The 16,567-nt window shown below is 64.8% G+C and carries 13 protein-coding genes and 1 pseudogene; 6 read left to right on the top strand and 8 right to left on the bottom strand.

The window, feature by feature from the left end; genetic code table 11:
- Positions 1–165: 165 nt before the first annotated feature.
- Together WS89_RS06810 and WS89_RS31960 are read left to right on the top strand one after the other, a co-directional pair.
- Positions 166–2,448 (top strand): annotated as a pseudogene (locus tag WS89_RS06810) (YadA family autotransporter adhesin); the annotation flags it as partial.
- A gap of 737 nt (positions 2,449–3,185) precedes the next feature.
- The gene (locus WS89_RS31960; RefSeq protein ID WP_082741812.1) at positions 3,186–3,488 is read left to right on the top strand and encodes an H-NS histone family protein; all 303 of its coding nucleotides are present in this window, start codon (positions 3,186–3,188) and stop codon (positions 3,486–3,488) included.
- 293 nt (positions 3,489–3,781) lie between these two features.
- Here WS89_RS31960 and WS89_RS06800 read toward each other — a convergent pair whose 3' ends face one another.
- The 6 genes from WS89_RS06800 to WS89_RS06775 all read right to left on the bottom strand — a co-directional run bounded on the left by WS89_RS06800 (position 3,782) and on the right by WS89_RS06775 (position 10,469).
- Complete coding sequence (locus WS89_RS06800) at positions 3,782–4,879, bottom strand: hypothetical protein (RefSeq protein WP_059790065.1); 1,098 nt, start codon at positions 4,877–4,879, stop codon at positions 3,782–3,784.
- A 238-nt stretch (positions 4,880–5,117) separates the two neighbouring features.
- Entirely contained in the window at positions 5,118–5,621 is a 504-nt protein-coding gene (locus tag WS89_RS06795) for a hypothetical protein (RefSeq protein WP_059790063.1), read from the bottom strand.
- 121 nt (positions 5,622–5,742) lie between these two features.
- Positions 5,743–6,567 (bottom strand): OmpW/AlkL family protein, encoded by an 825-nt coding sequence (locus WS89_RS06790; RefSeq protein WP_034204235.1) that lies wholly within the window; start codon positions 6,565–6,567, stop codon positions 5,743–5,745.
- A gap of 73 nt (positions 6,568–6,640) precedes the next feature.
- On the bottom strand, positions 6,641–7,894 hold the full coding sequence (locus tag WS89_RS06785; RefSeq protein ID WP_059502257.1) for a DUF2957 domain-containing protein: 1,254 nt from the start codon (positions 7,892–7,894) through the stop codon (positions 6,641–6,643).
- 71 nt (positions 7,895–7,965) lie between these two features.
- Complete coding sequence (locus tag WS89_RS06780; protein WP_059790062.1) at positions 7,966–9,570, bottom strand: DUF2957 domain-containing protein; 1,605 nt, start codon at positions 9,568–9,570, stop codon at positions 7,966–7,968.
- Positions 9,571–10,172: 602 nt separating this feature from the next.
- Positions 10,173–10,469, bottom strand: a complete 297-nt coding sequence (locus WS89_RS06775; RefSeq protein WP_059790060.1) for a cupin domain-containing protein — start codon at positions 10,467–10,469, stop codon at positions 10,173–10,175.
- A gap of 422 nt (positions 10,470–10,891) precedes the next feature.
- Between WS89_RS06775 and WS89_RS06770 the strand changes: the two genes are divergently transcribed.
- Positions 10,892–11,836, top strand: coding sequence for an ABC transporter ATP-binding protein (locus WS89_RS06770; RefSeq protein WP_059790058.1), 945 nt, complete (start codon positions 10,892–10,894; stop codon positions 11,834–11,836).
- Between the two features lie 20 nt (positions 11,837–11,856).
- On the opposite strand, the gene WS89_RS06765 is transcribed toward WS89_RS06770, so the two are convergent.
- Positions 11,857–12,909, bottom strand: a complete 1,053-nt coding sequence (locus WS89_RS06765; RefSeq protein WP_059790056.1) for an RNA-guided endonuclease InsQ/TnpB family protein — start codon at positions 12,907–12,909, stop codon at positions 11,857–11,859.
- An 89-nt stretch (positions 12,910–12,998) separates the two neighbouring features.
- Between WS89_RS06765 and WS89_RS06760 the strand changes: the two genes are divergently transcribed.
- Positions 12,999–13,760 (top strand): ABC transporter permease, encoded by a 762-nt coding sequence (locus WS89_RS06760; RefSeq protein WP_059502249.1) that lies wholly within the window; start codon positions 12,999–13,001, stop codon positions 13,758–13,760.
- A gap of 161 nt (positions 13,761–13,921) precedes the next feature.
- Positions 13,922–15,346 carry an MFS transporter gene (locus WS89_RS06755; RefSeq protein ID WP_059790054.1) on the top strand — a complete coding sequence of 475 codons (1,425 nt, stop codon included), beginning with the start codon at positions 13,922–13,924 and terminating at the stop codon, positions 15,344–15,346.
- A gap of 377 nt (positions 15,347–15,723) precedes the next feature.
- Here the strand turns inward: WS89_RS06755 and WS89_RS06745 are convergent, their stop codons facing one another.
- A complete protein-coding gene (locus tag WS89_RS06745) occupies positions 15,724–15,954 on the bottom strand; it encodes a hypothetical protein (RefSeq protein WP_059790049.1) in 231 nt (76 codons plus the stop codon).
- A gap of 220 nt (positions 15,955–16,174) precedes the next feature.
- Here WS89_RS06745 and WS89_RS06740 point away from each other — a divergent pair, with 220 nt between their 5' ends.
- Positions 16,175–16,564: a YciI family protein gene (locus tag WS89_RS06740; protein ID WP_059502240.1), complete on the top strand. Its 390-nt coding sequence runs from the start codon at positions 16,175–16,177 to the stop codon at positions 16,562–16,564.
- The last annotated feature ends 3 nt before the right edge of the window (positions 16,565–16,567 follow it).

The raw sequence follows: 16,567 nt of genomic DNA, 5'->3' as shown, positions 1-16,567 counted from the left end.
TCCACCAACAGCAATGTTTCGTCGTTGTCGACCGGCCTGAGTTCCACCGACAGCAATGTCTCGTCGCTGTCCACCGGTTTGAGCTCGACGAACAGCAATGTTTCATCGCTGTCGACTGGCCTGAGCTCCACCAACAGCAATGTTTCGTCGTTGTCGTCCGGCCTGAGCTCCACCAACAGCAACGTCTCGTCGTTGTCGACCGGCCTGAGCTCCACCAACAGCAATGTTTCGTCGTTGTCGACCGGCCTGAGCTCCACCAACAGCAATGTTTCGTCGTTGTCGACCGGCCTGAGCTCCACCAACAGCAATGTTTCGTCGTTGTCGACCGGCCTGAGCTCCACCAACAGCAATGTCTCGTCGCTGTCGACGGGCCTGAGCTCGACCAACAGCAATGTCTCATCGCTGTCCACCGGTCTGAGCTCCACTAACAGCAATGTTTCGTCACTGTCCTCCGGTCTGAGCTCCACTAACAACAACGTCTCGTCGCTGTCCACCGGTTTGAGCTCCACCAACAGCAACGTCTCGTCGTTGTCGACCGGCCTGAGCTCCACCAACAGCAATGTCTCGTCGCTGTCCACCGGTTTGAGCTCGACGAACAGCAATGTTTCATCGCTGTCGACCGGTCTGAGCTCCACCAACAGCAATGTCTCGTCGCTGTCGACCGGTCTGAGCTCGACCAACAGCAATGTCTCGTCGCTGTCCACCAGCCTGAGCTCCACCAACAGCAACGTCTCGTCGCTATCCACCGGCCTGAGCTCCACCAACAGCTTGCTGACATCGATGTCGACGTCGACGTCGGCCGCGATCGATGCCGCGAAGACGCACTACTACAGCGTCAACGACAACGGCACGCAGCAGGGCAACTACGACAACAAGGGCGCAACGGCACCCAACGCGCTCGCCGCGGGCGTCGGCGCCTCCGCAACGGGTGTCAGCAGCGTCGCCGTCGGCGACAGCGCCAACGCTTCTGCGGACGGCGCGGTCGCCATCGGCCAGAATGCCTCGGCAACGAGCGGCAAGGCAGTCTCGGTCGGCTCCGGCAACACGGCGAGCGGCGACGGCGCGGTAGCGATGGGCGCGAACGACACGGCGACCGGCAACGGCGCAGTGGCGCTCGGCAACGCGAACACTGCAACCGGCACGAGCGCACTCGCCCTCGGCACGTCGAACCAGGCCACCGCAGACAACACGATTGCGCTGGGCAACCAGTCCACGGCCAGCGCGGCCAACGCGCTCGCCCTCGGCTCGAACGCCACCGCGAACGTCGCCAACTCGATCGCGCTCGGCGCGGGCTCGGTCACGGGCAACGCGGTCGGCGTGTCGACCGTCACGGTCGGCGGCATCACATATCCGGTCTACGGCACCAAACCGATCGGAGTGCTCAGCGTGGGTTCACCGGGTCATGAGCGCCAGATCACGAACGTCGCCGCCGGTCAGGTCAACGCTACCAGCACGGACGCGATCAACGGCAGCCAGCTCAACGCGACGAACCTGGCAGTCGACGCGCTGTCCGCCGGCCTGAGTTCGACCAACAGCAACGTGGCGTCGCTGTCCACGTCGACCTCGACTGCGATCAGTTCGCTGTCGACCGGGCTCAGTTCGACGAGCAGCAGCATTACGTCGTTGTCGACAGGACTGAGTTCGACAACCAGCAACGTCGCATCGCTGTCGACCGGCCTTTCGACGACCAACGCCAGCCTGTCGTCTCTTTCGACCGCGGTCGCGCCGCTGATCTCGATCAAAACGCAGACGACGGATGGCAGCACCGCAATCGGTTCAGGATCGTCGGCATCCGCGAATTCGACGGCGATCGGCCATAGTGCGACCGCGTCGGGCGCGAATTCGACCGCAGTGGGCAAAGACGCCATGGCGTCGGGACAAAACTCGACCGCCGTGGGTCAAGGGGCAATCGCTTCGGGGAAAAACTCGAAGGCCGACGGCCAAGCTGCAGCCGCAACGGGCGACAATTCGACGGCATTGGGCCAAGGATCGACGGCTTCGGGAGCCAATACGACCGCGGTAGGCCAGGGCAGCATGGCAAGCGCCCCGAACTCCGTTGCGATCGGCACGGGCTCGGTGGCCTCCGCGCCGAACACCGTTTCTTTCGGATCCCCGGGCAATGAACGTCGGCTGACGAACGTGGCGCCTGGTATCGACGGCACGGACGCCGCGAACATGAATCAACTGTGGGGCGTCCAATCTACCGTCAACGAGGTGGCCCGTCGTGCGTACTCAGGCGTCGCCGCGGCAACCGCGTTGACGATGATTCCGGAAGTCGACCCGGGCAAAACGATCGCGGTCGGGATCGGTGGCGGCAGCTACCAAGGGTACTCGGCGTCGGCAATCGGCGTGTCGGTCCGCTTCAGCGACAACCTGAAGGCAAAGCTCGGTGTCGGGATCAGCAGCAATGGCAGTACTTACGGTGGAGGCGTCTCCTATCAGTGGTAAGTGGTAAGTCGCAGCGCCCCGGGCGTCGCAGTTGCGACTGCCGCTCGGGGCGTCATTGCATGAAGGAGGCGGAAACGGACCGACGCACAGTATGCCGCCGTCACGCCGATCGCGAACCCTTGCGTCGCGTCCCCTGTTCGCGCGAGCGCGGCTGCCCCGACCGACGCCTTGCAGACATCCCTTGTCGCGCCATCCGCATTCGTCTTCCGTAGTCTGTAACCGGCCGCCAGACGAGCCGCTCGTGCACGCCGACTCGCACGCGACGCTCCCGGTTTACGCGTGTTATTCGGTCGACATCGCGTCGATACACCGCGTGGCGATCAGCTCGGCTCCCCTCGTTCCGCCCGCGCCCGCGATACATCGCCTTCAGGCGCGGTCATCGCCCAACTCATCTATGCACCAATATCGTGAAAATCCACGACACTCAGGATTGGAAAATAAATCAATTAAATAAAACGACAACTGCAAATCATGTAAAGATATTTATTTAAAGAATCACCCCCCAGCCCGCCGTCGATACAATTTCATACGCCCCCGGGAAGTTCGCCAGTTCATAAAAATTCACCACAAATTACATACTTGAATTTATGGAATCACACTTTCGACAATCATTGAAATATCGAAACCTGCCATTACGACGAATCGAGAAATAGTCGAATTCGGCTCGGCAATTTCCGATCCGGCCATGACATTACTCCATACCCAATTACAATATCAATTCGCCACACGAGACCAAGATGAACGAGCCTTCAGATTGCCCGGCGAGAAAATCCGCGCCAGAGGAAAAGGTCAATGAGAATAAATTTTCCTGTCGAAAGAAAGTGTTGGCGGAGATTCTGAAGGCGGTCGTGGAATTTCAATTCACCCTGGACGAACTGTTCCCGGACATCCGGAAGCGCAAGGCCCGTCCGCGCTACTTCGATCCGGTCAGCGGAGCAACGTGGAGCGGGCGTGGAAGAGAACCTCACTGGATTCGCGGCAAGGATCGCAGGAAGTTCGAACTCGATAGCGGCACGCCGGCAAATGAGCCGGAACGCTGAGACGCCGTCGATCGAACTTGCGTTCGTCACCGTGTCGGCGCGCACGCGCCATTCACCGAATCGCGGCCACACACTCGCGATCGTCGCCTTGTCGACCGGCGGGAGCGTCGGCAGGAACCGCACTTCGTCGTCCAAGCCGATACCGGGGCCCGACAGGTGACATATCCGCCGCTGACTGACTGCAGCCAGTTGTCGAATCCGCAAGCGCCGGTTTCGAGATCCACGAAGTGAAGGCGGTCGAGCGGCACGATCGCCGCATCGACGGAAGGGATGGGGTGCGCTGCCATATTCATTCAGTCTCCGGAAAACCGTACCCGCGTAACGGACCGCACGCGTTTCGCGCGCACGATCGGATTCGATCGCGACGTCAGGCTCATCGCGCCGCGTAGCCGATCGAACGCGACATCCTCCTTCATCCCGAAGCGGTCGACCGCCGGCCACGCGAGCGCTTCGTCGAGCCAAGCTTGCCACGCGTCTCCATGAAAACGCCGCGCGAACTCGCGCACCAAGCCCGGCGCCGCGATCACGATGCCCGCGAGCAGGTAATACGCCCAGAAACTGCCCGCGCCGACGAGCCGGTCGAGCCGGCATACGGACACCGCCGCGAGCAAGCCGTCCACCGACGCGAGATCGGTGCGTCGTTCGCGAATCGCCCGTGCCACCAGATTGTGCTGACCGCCGTACGCGGCGAAGGAAATCTCCTTGCCGGCCGCAAGGTCCGCGCAGAACATCGCGAGCGCGGCCATCTCGTCGACGCGCGCTGCATCGTCGCGCGGCCCGCAGACGCGCAGCACGATCGCGTCGATGACGGCGCCGGGACGGGCCGGCGTTGCCGTGCGCGTTGCCGCGACGGCGGTCAGCGTGGCTCTCAGGTTCTTCGCAGGCGGCGTCTCGCGCTGCCCGTCATGTTCGTTCGCGATGCGTGCGCCCGCGTCGCCGCCGCATTCGACGCCATCTGCAATCCGTTCGAGCGCGGCCCAGCCGACGTCGGGATCGTCGAATGCGCACGCCTCGATCACGCCGTGCGCGGTGTCGAATACGGCGCGCGAGCCGGGGCAGCAATGTTCGGCTTCGGCGAGCTGCGGCGCGGACGGCACATGCGAGCATGGGCCGAGCGGATCGGCCGGGTCGCATGCACATCCGCCGCCGTCCGTTGCGACCCACGGCGCCAGCCGGTGGAGAACGGCAGTCGCTTCCCGGGACAGGCTCGCGCCAGTCCCCACACGTATCGTGGGCGACGCGACGACGGTCCTGTCGCCGGCATCGCTCGCGGTCGCCGCGCAAACCGCCGCGTCGAGATGGTCGATCAGGTACTGCAACCACGCGGCCGTGCGCAGCCGGTCGGGCGTCGCGCCGCGGGTATCGCCATACTTTGCTGGATCGGTAAGCATGGGTCGTCCGGGATGGTTCTGGCCAATTGGCTTGGTCTTGTTTCAATGGGATCAGGAGGCACAGCACGCCACGCCGGCTCTGTCGCTCCACCCGCGTCGGATCGCGACACGGGCGGTCGACCGGCCGCCGCGCCGATACGCGCGACGGCACGAACCCGTCAAAGCCGCGAAAACCCGCCGCCCATACCGCATGCACGGCCCTCGTGCGCGGCGGGTTCCCGCTTCGATCGCGCGATGCTTACTGCACGTGGAACTTCGGCGACGTCAGGACGGTACCGCCCACCGTACAGTCCGGCGTCAGCGCGGCGTTGTTGAACGTCAGCGACGAGTTCGCATCGCTCCACGCCGTCACGACCTTGCTCGGCCCGCAGGTGCCGAGCAGCGTGACGTTCACCTTCACGTTGTTGATCGACAGTTGCGTCGTGCTGTCGGCCTGGCCCGTCCACGGCGACGTACTGCTCGCGCTGCCGCTGATCAGCGAGCACGTCGCGCCGCCCGTGAACGTCGTCGACGTGATGTTGACGATGCCAGTCGACGTGATCGTGCCGTTGAAGGTCGCGGTACAGCCCGCGGAGATCGATCCTTTGCTGAGGTTCGTGATGCCCGAAGCGGAGAACGGTTCGCCGTTCGGATTCATCGGCTGACCGTCCGCACGCGAAACGGTGACGGCGAAAGCAGGCGCGGCCGAAACCGCGGTGAAAGCCACTGCAGCAACAAGCGATACGATTTTGCGAATGCTCATTTGAACTGCCCCCTCTCTTCACAAATGGCGGCACGCCGCCAGGAACGCGACCTTCCGGCCGGAACGAGCCGGCCGGCCGGTCGCAGGAAGCCGCCGGCACGCGTCATGCACACCGGTCGGCTCAGAACTTGTAGGAAATCCCGACGAACGTGATCAACGGGTCGGCCTTCAACTTCGTGCGCGTGGTCGCGAGCGTCGACCCGTCGGCCGCCTTGATCACGAGCGACGAGTAAGTCTTCAGCGGCATGTACGTCAGCGTCGCCGTGAGCCCCCAGTGCTTGTCGATCGCGTAGCTCGCGCCGATGTTGTAGACCGGCGTGAACGACGACGACGCCTTGCCCTCCACCGACGTCGCACCCGGCTTGCCGGCGCCGGCGGCGAGCACGCTGCCGAGGTTCTCGTTGATGTCCTTCGCGAAGTTGCCGTTCAGTTCGATGTTGCTGAACCAGCTGTAGGCCACGCCGATTCCGACGAACGGGCGGAACTTCGCCGTCGACGAATTGAAGTAGTACTGCAGAATGATCGTCGGGCTCCACTGCCGCGCGTTCTTCACGGCCGGCTGGTTCGCCGACTTGTCCATGTCGACGTTGCCGAGCGCACCGGCCGGCCCAGGCGGCCTGATCACGCCGTGCCCGGTGAGCGTGAACTCGGGCGGCACGCCGAGCACCGACGTCACCGCGATGTGGTCGGTGAAGAAGTGCGTGAGCGTGAGGCCGACCGTATCGGCGTTGTTGACCGTCAGGCTCGTGCCCGGCGACGTGAACGACCCGGGCAGCCGCAACGGTCCGTTGATCGGCATGTTCGCGAGATTCGTCGTCAGCCCGTTGGTCGAATCCTGCGGCATGATGTGCAGCCAGCCCAGCGTCGCGACGTTGTCGCCCGCCTGCTGGGCCGATGCGAGCGTCGATACGCCTGCGACGACACCCGCGACAATCAGCTTCTTCATGAAGTCTCCCCCTCGTTCCGTCCGGGCGCCGCGCATTCGCGCGCGGCGCCGCCGTGTCTCCATCCGCACGCGGTCACTGCACGAACGCGCCGACCGTGAAGTACGGGTTGCTCGTATCGGCCATGTCGAGGAACCCGAACACGCCGCCTGTGAACACGAACTTGCCGGTCGCCGGCCCCGACGCCGCGTCCGCATGCACGGTCGTCACGACGCCCGGCACCTTCTGCGTGTAGTCGAGGTTCAGCGCGCGCGTGAGCGCGGCCTGCGACGCGTTGAACGGATCGAGCAACGTGGCCTGTGCGCCGACGAGTGCGGTCGCGCGGTAGTTGAACGCGCTGTCGACGCCCGTGTACTCGCCGTCCTGCGAGCCCTGCGCGATGGCCGTCTGCGGGCTCAGGAACGAGATGCCCGATTCGTCGTCCGCGCTCGGCGGGCCTTGCGTGAGGTCCGCGTTCGCGGCGCCGGTACGGATGAAGATCGGCACGAGCTGGTTGCGCAGCTTGCCGACGATCAGGATCCCCTTGCCGGCCTTCGCCGGATCCAGTGCGGCGAGCGTCGGCGGAATCTGCGGCTGGTAGTTGAGCGACTGGAATGCCGGTGCATCGGGGCGCAGCGTGAACGGCTGGTTCACGGTCGCGCTCGACGCAAGCGGCTGCCCGCCGTTCTTCTTGCCGAAGTTGTCGGTTTCCGTATAGCTGCCGTCCGCGTTGATCGTCACCTTCTGGTCGAGCGCCACCGGCTGGAAGTTCTGCGACGGCACCTGGTGATAGCCGAGCTGGTTGTACGTGCCGGCGATCTTCGTCAGGTCGGTTTCGAGCGACGAGAAGCTGATGAACGGGTAGTACGGGAACGTCGTCTTCGGGATCTTGCCGACGCCGATCACGCCGTCGAACTGGATCGTCGCGCCGGGGATCGCGCCGCCCAGCACGCCTTCGCCGAGGAACAGCCGCGCGGGCCGGCTCGGGTCGAGGCTTGCGTTCTGCATCCGGAACGTGCACTGGTTCAGCTTCACCGTCGGCAGCCCCGTTTCGTCGGCCAGCGTGCCGTCGACCACATTGGCGGGCGCCGTGTCGCGGGTCGGTTGCACGGTGCCCGTCGCGGTCGGCACCGGCGACGCGAGGTAGGTCATCCGGTACGTCATCTTCGTCGTGTCGAGCTGCACCTTCACGAGCTCGCCCGACCCGGAGCCGCCGACGAACACCGTGTTGTAGTCGATCGTCTGCGGGCACAGCCGCACCACCGGCGCGGGCGGCGGGTCGCCGTCGCCGCCGCATGCGGCCAGCACGGGCGCGAGCGACGCCGCGGCCATCCAATGTTTCACATTCATAGGAATCCTCTTGAAATTCGATTCGCCGGCGGCGACGCATGCGCCGCCGGTGTTACGTGTTCAATGCAGGGTTACTGGACGAACGCGCCGACCGTGAAGAACGGGTTGACCTTGTTGTTGTTGACGACCATCGCGTAGACGTTGCCGGCCGTCACGAGCCAGCCCGTGTCGCCCTTGCTGAAGATCGCCACGTTGCCGGTCGCACCCTTCGCGTTGAAGTCGCTGTTGGCCGTGACGGCGATCTTGCCGGGCGACGCCTGCGTATAGTCCAACCCGAACTGCGCGGTCGCCCTCGACGTCTGGGGGTCGATGAACGCCGCAGTATTGCCCTGGAACAGCGTCGACGTGTAGTTCGCCGCGATGGTCGACACGGCGGTGCCGTCGCTGCAGTTGCCGGCGGAAGGCGTGAAGTAATTGAAAGCCGTGTTGAACGTGCCCGGCAGGTCCGGGTGCGGAACGAACGGATTGAAGCTCGGCGCCGTGCCTGCCGCGCTGCCCGACGGCCCGTTGTTGGTCACCACACCGCACGCGGATGCACTCGTCGCACCGATGAACCCGCCCTTCAGCAGGTTGGGCGCCACGGCTTTGGCAGGAGCGAGCATCGAGATGCCGACCTCCGCATCGGCCACCGAACCCAGCGGATTGCCCGGCGCGGCATACGCATACCCGACGCGGATCACGACCGGCACGAGCGCACCGTTCAGCTTGCCGACGATCATCACGCCGTGCGCCTGGCTTGGCACGAGGATCACGAGCGGCTGTCCCTGGCCTGCCGAAGGATAAGCCTGCCCCGACTGCGCATGGCTGACGAACACGTTGTCGGGCGTACCGTCCGCATTCTTGCGCAAGGTCCACGGCGAGCCGGTCGTCTGGCACGAGTAGTCGCTGCCTGGCGTGATCGTGCACGAGCCGTCCGCATTGAGCGTCTGGTTCCAGTTCACGACGTCCGGCTGCCATCCCTGCGGCGTGGTGGTCTGATAGGTGGTGCCGGTCGGCTGCAGGTGAATGCCGACTTCGTTGTACACGCCGGCCACCTTCGCGAAATCCGTTTCGGTGTCGGTAAAGCCGATGAACGGATAGAAGTCGAACGTGCGCGACGGCACCGAGCCGAGGAAGAGACCCGGCACGAGTTCGATGCCCTGGAACGCAATCGTCGCGCCCGGAATTCCGCCGCCCACCACGCCGTTGCCGACGAACAGCATCGGCGGATCGGCGCGATTGATCGTCACCGAATACGCACCGTCGCTCGTCGCACCGCTGTCGAGCACGAACGCGCAACGATTCTGCTCGGCCGTCGGGAGATTGGTCGGATGATGGAACGCGCCGCTGATCGTCAGGCCCGCGCGCGTGTCGTTGATCTGCCCTGCCGACGTCGGCACCGACGATTCGACGAACTGCATCTGATAGGTGAGCTTCGTCGTATCGAATTTCACCTTCACGTACTCGCCGCTGCCGGCGCCGCCCGTATATGTCGTCGTGTAATCGAGCGCGTCGGGACACAGCTTCGTCACGACGGGCGGCGTCGTTTCCGCGCCGCTCGGCCCGCATGCGCTGCCCGAGCACTGCGGCACGGTGATCGGCCCCGGATCGTCGCCGCCGCCGCAACCGGCGACGAACGGCAGCGCCAGCACCGCGCACGACAGGATCGCCTTCCGCCATTCAGGAATGCAAATCATCAACCCCTCCTTTTCAGGTACGACAAGTCTCGTCCGGCCGGGCTGCATGGCCCGCCGGTTGGTATCGCGCCGCCGCACGAACGGCGCGGCGCATGACGATGCACGCAAGGCGGCCGCGATGCCGGTCGGGCACATGCAGCAGACGAGCGCGCTCCCGCAGCGCCGTCATGCGGCACGGCGCCGTCGGAACGATCGAAACGGAAAGTGGCTTGCCGCTACACGGCGAGGTGACGATGCAGCCGCGCGAGCTGCGTCGCGCCTGCATTCAGCGAAATATCGGAAAACGGCAGTCCCGCTGGCCCCACGGATAGGCGTCTCATGGTGTGGTCTCCATACGTACGCTTGATTCGTTATCGTGATGCGTCGTTTGTCGAGACTATGATCGGACGCTTCCCACAAGTAAATGGATGCAGAGTTCCAAACGAATGAAACCGCGCGATCCTAGCCGGTGCACGGTATTTGACAGTTTTTCAAACGGCCTTCATTTTATTTGCTCAGACAAATACCGGACCCCGGAACACGCGTTTGAACGGCAACCGCCGATCCGCGTCGAGCCAAGCCGGCCAGCCTTCGGCGGCCCGCACGCATGCTGCGCCGCAACCTCAGACGTCGATGATCGCGAGTGTGCCGTGGCTGCCGGGCAGCACCGCGTGGCGCGTGCCGGCGCGCGCGAGATACATCTGCCCGACCCCGACCGCGACCGTTTCCGCCTCCACCTCCAGCATCAGCGTGCCGTCGAGCACCAGCAGTCCCTCGTCGTAGTCGTGCACTTCCGCTTCGTAAGGCTGCGCATCCATGCGCAGCACCTTGATCCGGGCCGGGCCGACTTCGCCGACGATCGTGGATTTCCATGCAGCAGCCTGTGCGTCCGCCACGGATTTGAAATCGATCAAGGACATGCGCCCGCTCCGTATCACCGTGAAAGGAACGCATTATCGCGAGCGCCACGCGTGCCGTCCCGGTACGGCGCGCGGGCCGGCAGGCAGCACAGTCGGCCGGCCCGCCGAGCGGGCGCGCGGTCGCAGCCGGTTCGCGGAAAACTGCCCTCATTGTTCGCGTCGCTCGAATAAAGCGCCGAATCATGAGTCGATATCGCCGCCATTCACGCAAATCCGGCACCGGCACGACCCTGCCTTTCCACCGAAATGCATTTCGATCTGCCGATTGCTAATATGGCGGTCCCGCGATCCCGCACCACAATACCGTTCGACATGACGCCCGTTCGCCATGCCGTCCCCGGTCCCGGCCGCTTCGCAGCGGCGGCGGCGCCGGGCACGCGCGGCGCCCGCCGTCGCGCCGGGCGGCCGTGCCATCCGTGAGCATGCAACCGATCCTTTCCGTCTCCGACCTCTCCAAGACTTACGCGTCCGGCTTCCAGGCGCTGAAGCACGTGACCCTCGACATCCGCCCCGGCGAGATCTTCGCGCTGCTCGGGCCGAACGGCGCCGGCAAGACGACGCTGATCGGCTCGATCTGCGGCATCGTCACGCCGACCGAAGGCCGCGTGACGGTCAGCGGCCACGACATCCGCGATCAATACCGCGCGGCCCGCGAAATGATCGGCCTCGTGCCGCAGGAGCTGACCACCGACGCGTTCGAAACCGTCTGGGCCACCGTGTCGTTCAGCCGCGGCCTGTTCGGCAAGGCGCCCGATCCCGCATACATCGAGAAGACGCTGAAGGCGCTGTCGCTGTGGGACAAGCGCGACAACAAGCTGATGACGCTGTCGGGCGGCATGAAGCGCCGCGTGATGATCGCGAAGGCGCTGTCGCACGAACCGCGCATCCTGTTCCTCGACGAGCCGACGGCCGGCGTCGACGTCGAGCTGCGCCGCGACATGTGGAAGCTCGTCGATTCGCTGCGCGAAAGCGGCGTGACGATCCTGCTGACCACGCACTACATCGAGGAGGCCGAAGAGATGGCCGACCGGATCGGCATCATCCTCGGCGGCGAACTCGTGCTCGTCGAGGAAAAGCGCGAACTGATGCGCAAGCTCGGCAAGAAACAGCTCACCGTGCAGCTCGAGCAGCCGCTCGCGGACGTGCCGCCCGCGCTCGCGCCGTTCGGGCTCGAACGCGCGGAGGACGGCGCCGCACTCGTCTATACGTACGACTCGCAGCGCGACGACGCGAGCATCGCGAAGCTCATCAATGCGCTCGGCTCGGCCGGCATCGGCTTTCGCGACCTGCACACGACGCAGAGCTCGCTGGAAGACATTTTCGTCAGCCTGATCGACAACCGCCGCAACGGCGTGCAAGGAGCCTGACGCTTGACGTCCTCCGCTCCCTAAAGGGAGAGGATTCCCACACCTGGCGATGCACGTCCGCATCGGAGAATGTTCAAAGCAGCGTTGGTATCTCGATCATGCAAGACACCACAGCCACCACAAACCCACTCTCTTATTCGCAGTCCCGCGATACCTTTCGGCCGCGTCGTGCTGTCTTTCGACCCACACGACGAACAGGACTGGGTCGAACCGCTTTCGTCCACTTCCTCGAACGTGACTCCGTGCGCGATCGCTTTGTAGCGGAGCTTGTTTCTGAAGGACGACCAGGATGCGTCGTAGACGCTCTTCGCCATCCTGGTTTTGGCGAGTTTTTTGGCCGACACGTTGCCAACCGCGATGTAATCGAACCGCCGCATCAGATCGAGCGCGAGCTTGTGCTGGAAGTCGGCGCGGGCATTGGCGATCTTTGCGTGCAGCTTCGCGATATGTCGCTTGTGCTTTCGTGCTCGCTGCGCTTTCGCGAGCTTTTCCGCCGCTCGTCGACCGAACTGGTCATTGGGCAGTTTCTCGCCGGTCGAAAGTGTGGCGAAGTCTTTCAGGCCGAGATCGATGCCGACGCCGGAACGGATCGGGCGGGCCGGAACATCCGGCATCTCGATCACGATGTTGAGAAACCAGTTGCCGCGCGCATCCTGCGCAAAGTTGGTTCCGTCCTTGATCTTGCCTTCGGGAAGCGCCCGGCTGTTGAATACGCGAAAGGTGTTACCGGCAAAACGGAACGCGTCGCCCTCGCGCTTCAGGTCACGCCCCTTCAGCGGCACCCAGCCGAGCGACTTCCTGCCGCGATAACGCAGGTACGGGCGACGGTGCTGACTGCGCGACTTCGCGTATTGCTCGCACGTCGCGTTGACCGTGCCGGAGTGAATACCGAGTTCCTTGCTGCTGCCGGTCGTCAGCACGTTCAGGTCGAATCCTGTAGGCCACTTCTTGCTCCACTTGAGCGCGTGCTTCTGCGTGTCGTTGCAGAAATTCCAGACGTAGTTCACCGCGCGGCTCGGCTTGTTAAGCAGTCCGTTGAGCGACTTCACGCGGTAGCGGTAGACAAGGATCATGTCGGTGATCCTAATCCGTGGAAGAAGCTGTCTGTCAATAGCAATCCTTTCCTCCCCGTCCTGAAGGACGGGGTTTCTCGGAGCAACTGATGAACTGGCATGGAATCCGCGCGATCTATCGCGCAGAAATGGCCCGTACGCGCCGCACGCTGATGCAGAGCATCATCGCGCCGGTGATCTCGACGTCGCTGTATTTCGTCGTGTTCGGCTCGGCGATCGGCTCGCGCATCAGCGACGTGAACGGCATCGGCTACGGGTCGTTCATCGTGCCGGGCCTCGTGATGCTGTCGCTGCTGTCGCAGAGCATCTCGAACGCGTCGTTCGGCATCTACTTCCCGCGCTTCACGGGGACGATCTACGAGATCCTGTCCGCGCCCGTGTCGTACTGGGAAATCGTGATCGCGTACGTCGGCGCGGCCGCGTCGAAGTCGATCCTGCTCGGCGTGATCATCCTCGCCACGGCCGGCCTGTTCGTGCCGCTGCACATCCTGCATCCGTTCTGGATGGTGCTGTTCCTGGTGCTGACGGCCGTCACCTTCAGCCTGTTCGGCTTCGTGATCGGCATCTGGGCCGACAGCTTCGAGAAACTGCAGCTCGTGCCGCTGCTGATCATCACGCCGCTCACGTTCCTCGGCGGCAGCTTCTATTCGGTCGACATGCTGCCGCCCGCGTGGCGCGTGATCACGCTGTTCAATCCGATCGTCTACCTGATCAGCGGCTTCCGCTGGTCGTTCTACGGGATCGCCGACGTACACGTGTGGATCAGTCTCGCTGCAACCACGCTGTTCCTCGTGATCCTGCTCGCGATCGTCGCGTGGATGTTCCGCACCGGCTACAAACTGAAGAATTGACGACGGCCGGCGTCACGCGCGCCGCCCGCCGATGACGCATTTGGGCAAGCAGGCGGCGCTTTTCCTCTGATGCGGCGGTTTGTGGTCGCGTCTACTGAATACGAAGCATCGGGGCCCTGGAGCATGCGCTGCGCGGCCCCTTTTTCATTTCAGAGGACGCCATGCCCGCCGCCACCGCTCCCGCCTCCGCCGCCGCCCGGCTCGAACGCCTGCCGTTCTCCGGCTATCACAAGCGCATCTTCTTCATCATCGCGATCGCGTTCTTCTTCGATTCGGTCGACCTCGGCACGATGACGTTCGTGCTCGGCTCGATCCGCAAGGAGTTCGGCCTGTCGACCGCGGCCGCCGGCCTCGTCGCGAGCGCGAGCTTCTTCGGGATGGTGCTCGGCGCGGCCGTCGCCGGCCTGCTCGCCGACCGCTTCGGCCGCCGGCCCGTTTTCCAGTGGAGCATGGTGCTGTGGGGCGCCGCGTCGTACCTGTGCTCGACCGCGCAGAGCGTCGACGCGCTGATCGTCTACCGCGTGCTGCTCGGCATCGGGATGGGCATGGAGTTTCCGGTCGCGCAGACGCTGCTGTCGGAATTCGTGCCGACCGAGAAGCGCGGCCGCCTGATCGCACTGATGGACGGCTTCTGGCCGCTCGGCTTCATCACGGCCGGCATCGTCGCGTATTTCGTGCTGCCGCAATTCGGCTGGCGCACCGTGTTCGCGCTGCTCGCGATTCCGGCCGTGTTCGTGCTCGTCGTGCGCCGTATCGTGCCGGAATCGCCGCGCTGGCTCGAACATGCGGGCCGGCACGCGGAAGCCGACACGGTGATGCAGTCGATCGAGGCAAAGGTGATGCGCTCGGCCGGCGTCGCGACGCTGCCGCCGCCGTCGCGGCTTGCGGAGCCGGCCGCCGCCCGTGGCCGCGGCGCATTGCGCGAGATCTGGAGCGGCGTGTACCGCCGCCGCACGGTGATGGTTTGGCTGCTGTGGTTCTTCGCGCTGCTCGGCTTCTACGGTCTCACGTCGTGGCTCGGCGCGCTGCTGCAGCAGGCCGGCTTCGAAGTCACGAAATCGGTGTTCTACACGGTGCTGATTTCGCTCGGCGGCGTGCCGGGCTTCCTGTGCGCCGCGTGGCTCGTCGAACGCTGGGGCCGCAAGCCGACCTGCATCGCATCGCTGATCGGCGGCGGCGCGATGGCGTACGCGTACGGCCAGAGCGCGCTGTACGGCGGCAGCACGACGCTGCTGATCGTCACGGGCCTCGCGATGCAGTTCTTCCTGTTCGGAATGTGGGCGGCGCTGTACACGTACACGCCCGAACTGTACGGCACCGGCGCACGCGCGACGGGTTCGGGCTTCGCGTCGGCGGTCGGCCGGATCGGCTCGCTGATCGGGCCTTACGTGGTCGGCGTCGTGTTGCCGGTGTTCGGTCAGGGCGGCGTGTTCACGCTCGGTGCGCTGTCGTTCGTCGCGGCGGCCGTCGCCGTATGGACGCTCGGGATCGAGACGAAGGGGCTCGCGCTGGAGCAACTGGCGGCAGGCGACGAGACGGACGGCAGCGGCCGGTATCCGGCGGCGGCGGCGGACGAGGCGTCCTGATCGCCGCGGTCGGTTTTCAAGCCGTTTCGGGCGAGGCGAGCGTTCGGTACCGCCCGGCGGGCTGCATGAATCGACGCGCTTCGCATCCGGCGCGACGCTGCTGGACCGAATCGACGCGCCGGTTCGATATATCGCGACGATCGCGTGACGGCGCCGCCGCTTTCACTCCCGCTCGAGGATCGCATCGATGGCTCCCGCACACGACGAGCGCGCTGCGCCGGATCCGGACGCTCGATCTCGACATCGTCCCGTCGACGCACGGCCCGGCGATCGCGCACGACGTTCCGCACGTGCTCGCCGGCACGATCGCTCACGGCGAAGCCGCCGCCGCGTGAGCCGCGGCGGCGGTCATCCGACAGCGGTGCGGCCGGGGCCGGTCAGGCGTCGGCGACGATGAATTCTTCGGCCGCCTTGCGCTGGACTGCGGCCATCACGGCCAGTTCACGCTTGCTGCGCGCGTCGCCGGACACGACGCCCGTCGCATGCTTCGCCTTCGCACCCAGCGGGAAAAAGACGAACGACGCGCCGGCCGGGGCCGCCGGCTCCGCGCGCAGGCGTTTGTTCAGGATTTTCAGGTACTTCTTCTTCGAGACTTCCTTGGCAGCCATGGCACCCTCCACGTACACGTGATGCGGGCCAGCATACCAGTTTTGCCGATGCGCTCCGTGACAGCGGCCGCGCGGCGCGCCCCACCGCTTCGATCGCGTCAGAATAATTTTCGCCCGCGATGTCGATTCGCGTCGCCGTCGCACGTCGTATTGTCGTAACCGATCGTTTTGCCGTCGCACCGCCGGCAAGCGCCCTATTCACGTTCGAGGAGATACGACAATGCGCGTCATGGTCATCGTCAAAGCCACCGCCGATTCCGAATCCGGCCAAATGCCCGACCCCGACATGCTGGCCGCGATGGGCCGGTTCAACGAGGAACTGATGAAAGCCGGCATCCTGCTCGCGGCCGACGGGTTGCGCCCGAGCAGCCACGGCAAGCGCGTGCATTTTTCGGGCAAAAGCCGCGCGGTCATCGACGGCCCGTTCGCCGAAACGAAGGAACTCGTCGCCGGCTACTGGCTGTGGCAGGTGAAATCGATGGAGGAAGCCGTCGAATGGGTGAAGCGCTGCCCGAACCCGATGCCCGGCGACTCCGATATCGAGATCCGCCCGCTGTTCGAGGCCGAGGATTTCAGCCCCGCATTCACCCCCGGGCTGCAGAAGCCATAAGCG

The organism is Burkholderia sp. MSMB1072 (assembly GCF_001524725.1).
In the GTDB taxonomy this organism is placed as follows: domain Bacteria; phylum Pseudomonadota; class Gammaproteobacteria; order Burkholderiales; family Burkholderiaceae; genus Burkholderia.
This window is presented reverse-complemented; position numbering and strand designations above follow the sequence as displayed.

Coding starts and splice junctions, on each gene's coding strand:
- WS89_RS06785 (WP_059502257.1), bottom strand. CDS start 7,894: ATGAATGTGAAACATTGGATGGCCGCGGCGTCGCTCGCGCCCGTGCTG.
- WS89_RS06765 (WP_059790056.1), bottom strand. CDS start 12,909: ATGATCCTTGTCTACCGCTACCGCGTGAAGTCGCTCAACGGACTGCTT.
- WS89_RS06740 (WP_059502240.1), top strand. CDS start 16,175: ATGCGCGTCATGGTCATCGTCAAAGCCACCGCCGATTCCGAATCCGGC.
- WS89_RS06755 (WP_059790054.1), top strand. CDS start 13,922: ATGCCCGCCGCCACCGCTCCCGCCTCCGCCGCCGCCCGGCTCGAACGC.
- WS89_RS06760 (WP_059502249.1), top strand. CDS start 12,999: ATGAACTGGCATGGAATCCGCGCGATCTATCGCGCAGAAATGGCCCGT.
- WS89_RS06770 (WP_059790058.1), top strand. CDS start 10,892: ATGCAACCGATCCTTTCCGTCTCCGACCTCTCCAAGACTTACGCGTCC.
- WS89_RS31960 (WP_082741812.1), top strand. CDS start 3,186: ATGAACGAGCCTTCAGATTGCCCGGCGAGAAAATCCGCGCCAGAGGAA.
- WS89_RS06790 (WP_034204235.1), bottom strand. CDS start 6,567: ATGAAGAAGCTGATTGTCGCGGGTGTCGTCGCAGGCGTATCGACGCTC.
- WS89_RS06800 (WP_059790065.1), bottom strand. CDS start 4,879: ATGCTTACCGATCCAGCAAAGTATGGCGATACCCGCGGCGCGACGCCC.
- WS89_RS06780 (WP_059790062.1), bottom strand. CDS start 9,570: ATGATTTGCATTCCTGAATGGCGGAAGGCGATCCTGTCGTGCGCGGTG.
- WS89_RS06745 (WP_059790049.1), bottom strand. CDS start 15,954: ATGGCTGCCAAGGAAGTCTCGAAGAAGAAGTACCTGAAAATCCTGAAC.
- WS89_RS06795 (WP_059790063.1), bottom strand. CDS start 5,621: ATGAGCATTCGCAAAATCGTATCGCTTGTTGCTGCAGTGGCTTTCACC.
- WS89_RS06775 (WP_059790060.1), bottom strand. CDS start 10,469: ATGTCCTTGATCGATTTCAAATCCGTGGCGGACGCACAGGCTGCTGCA.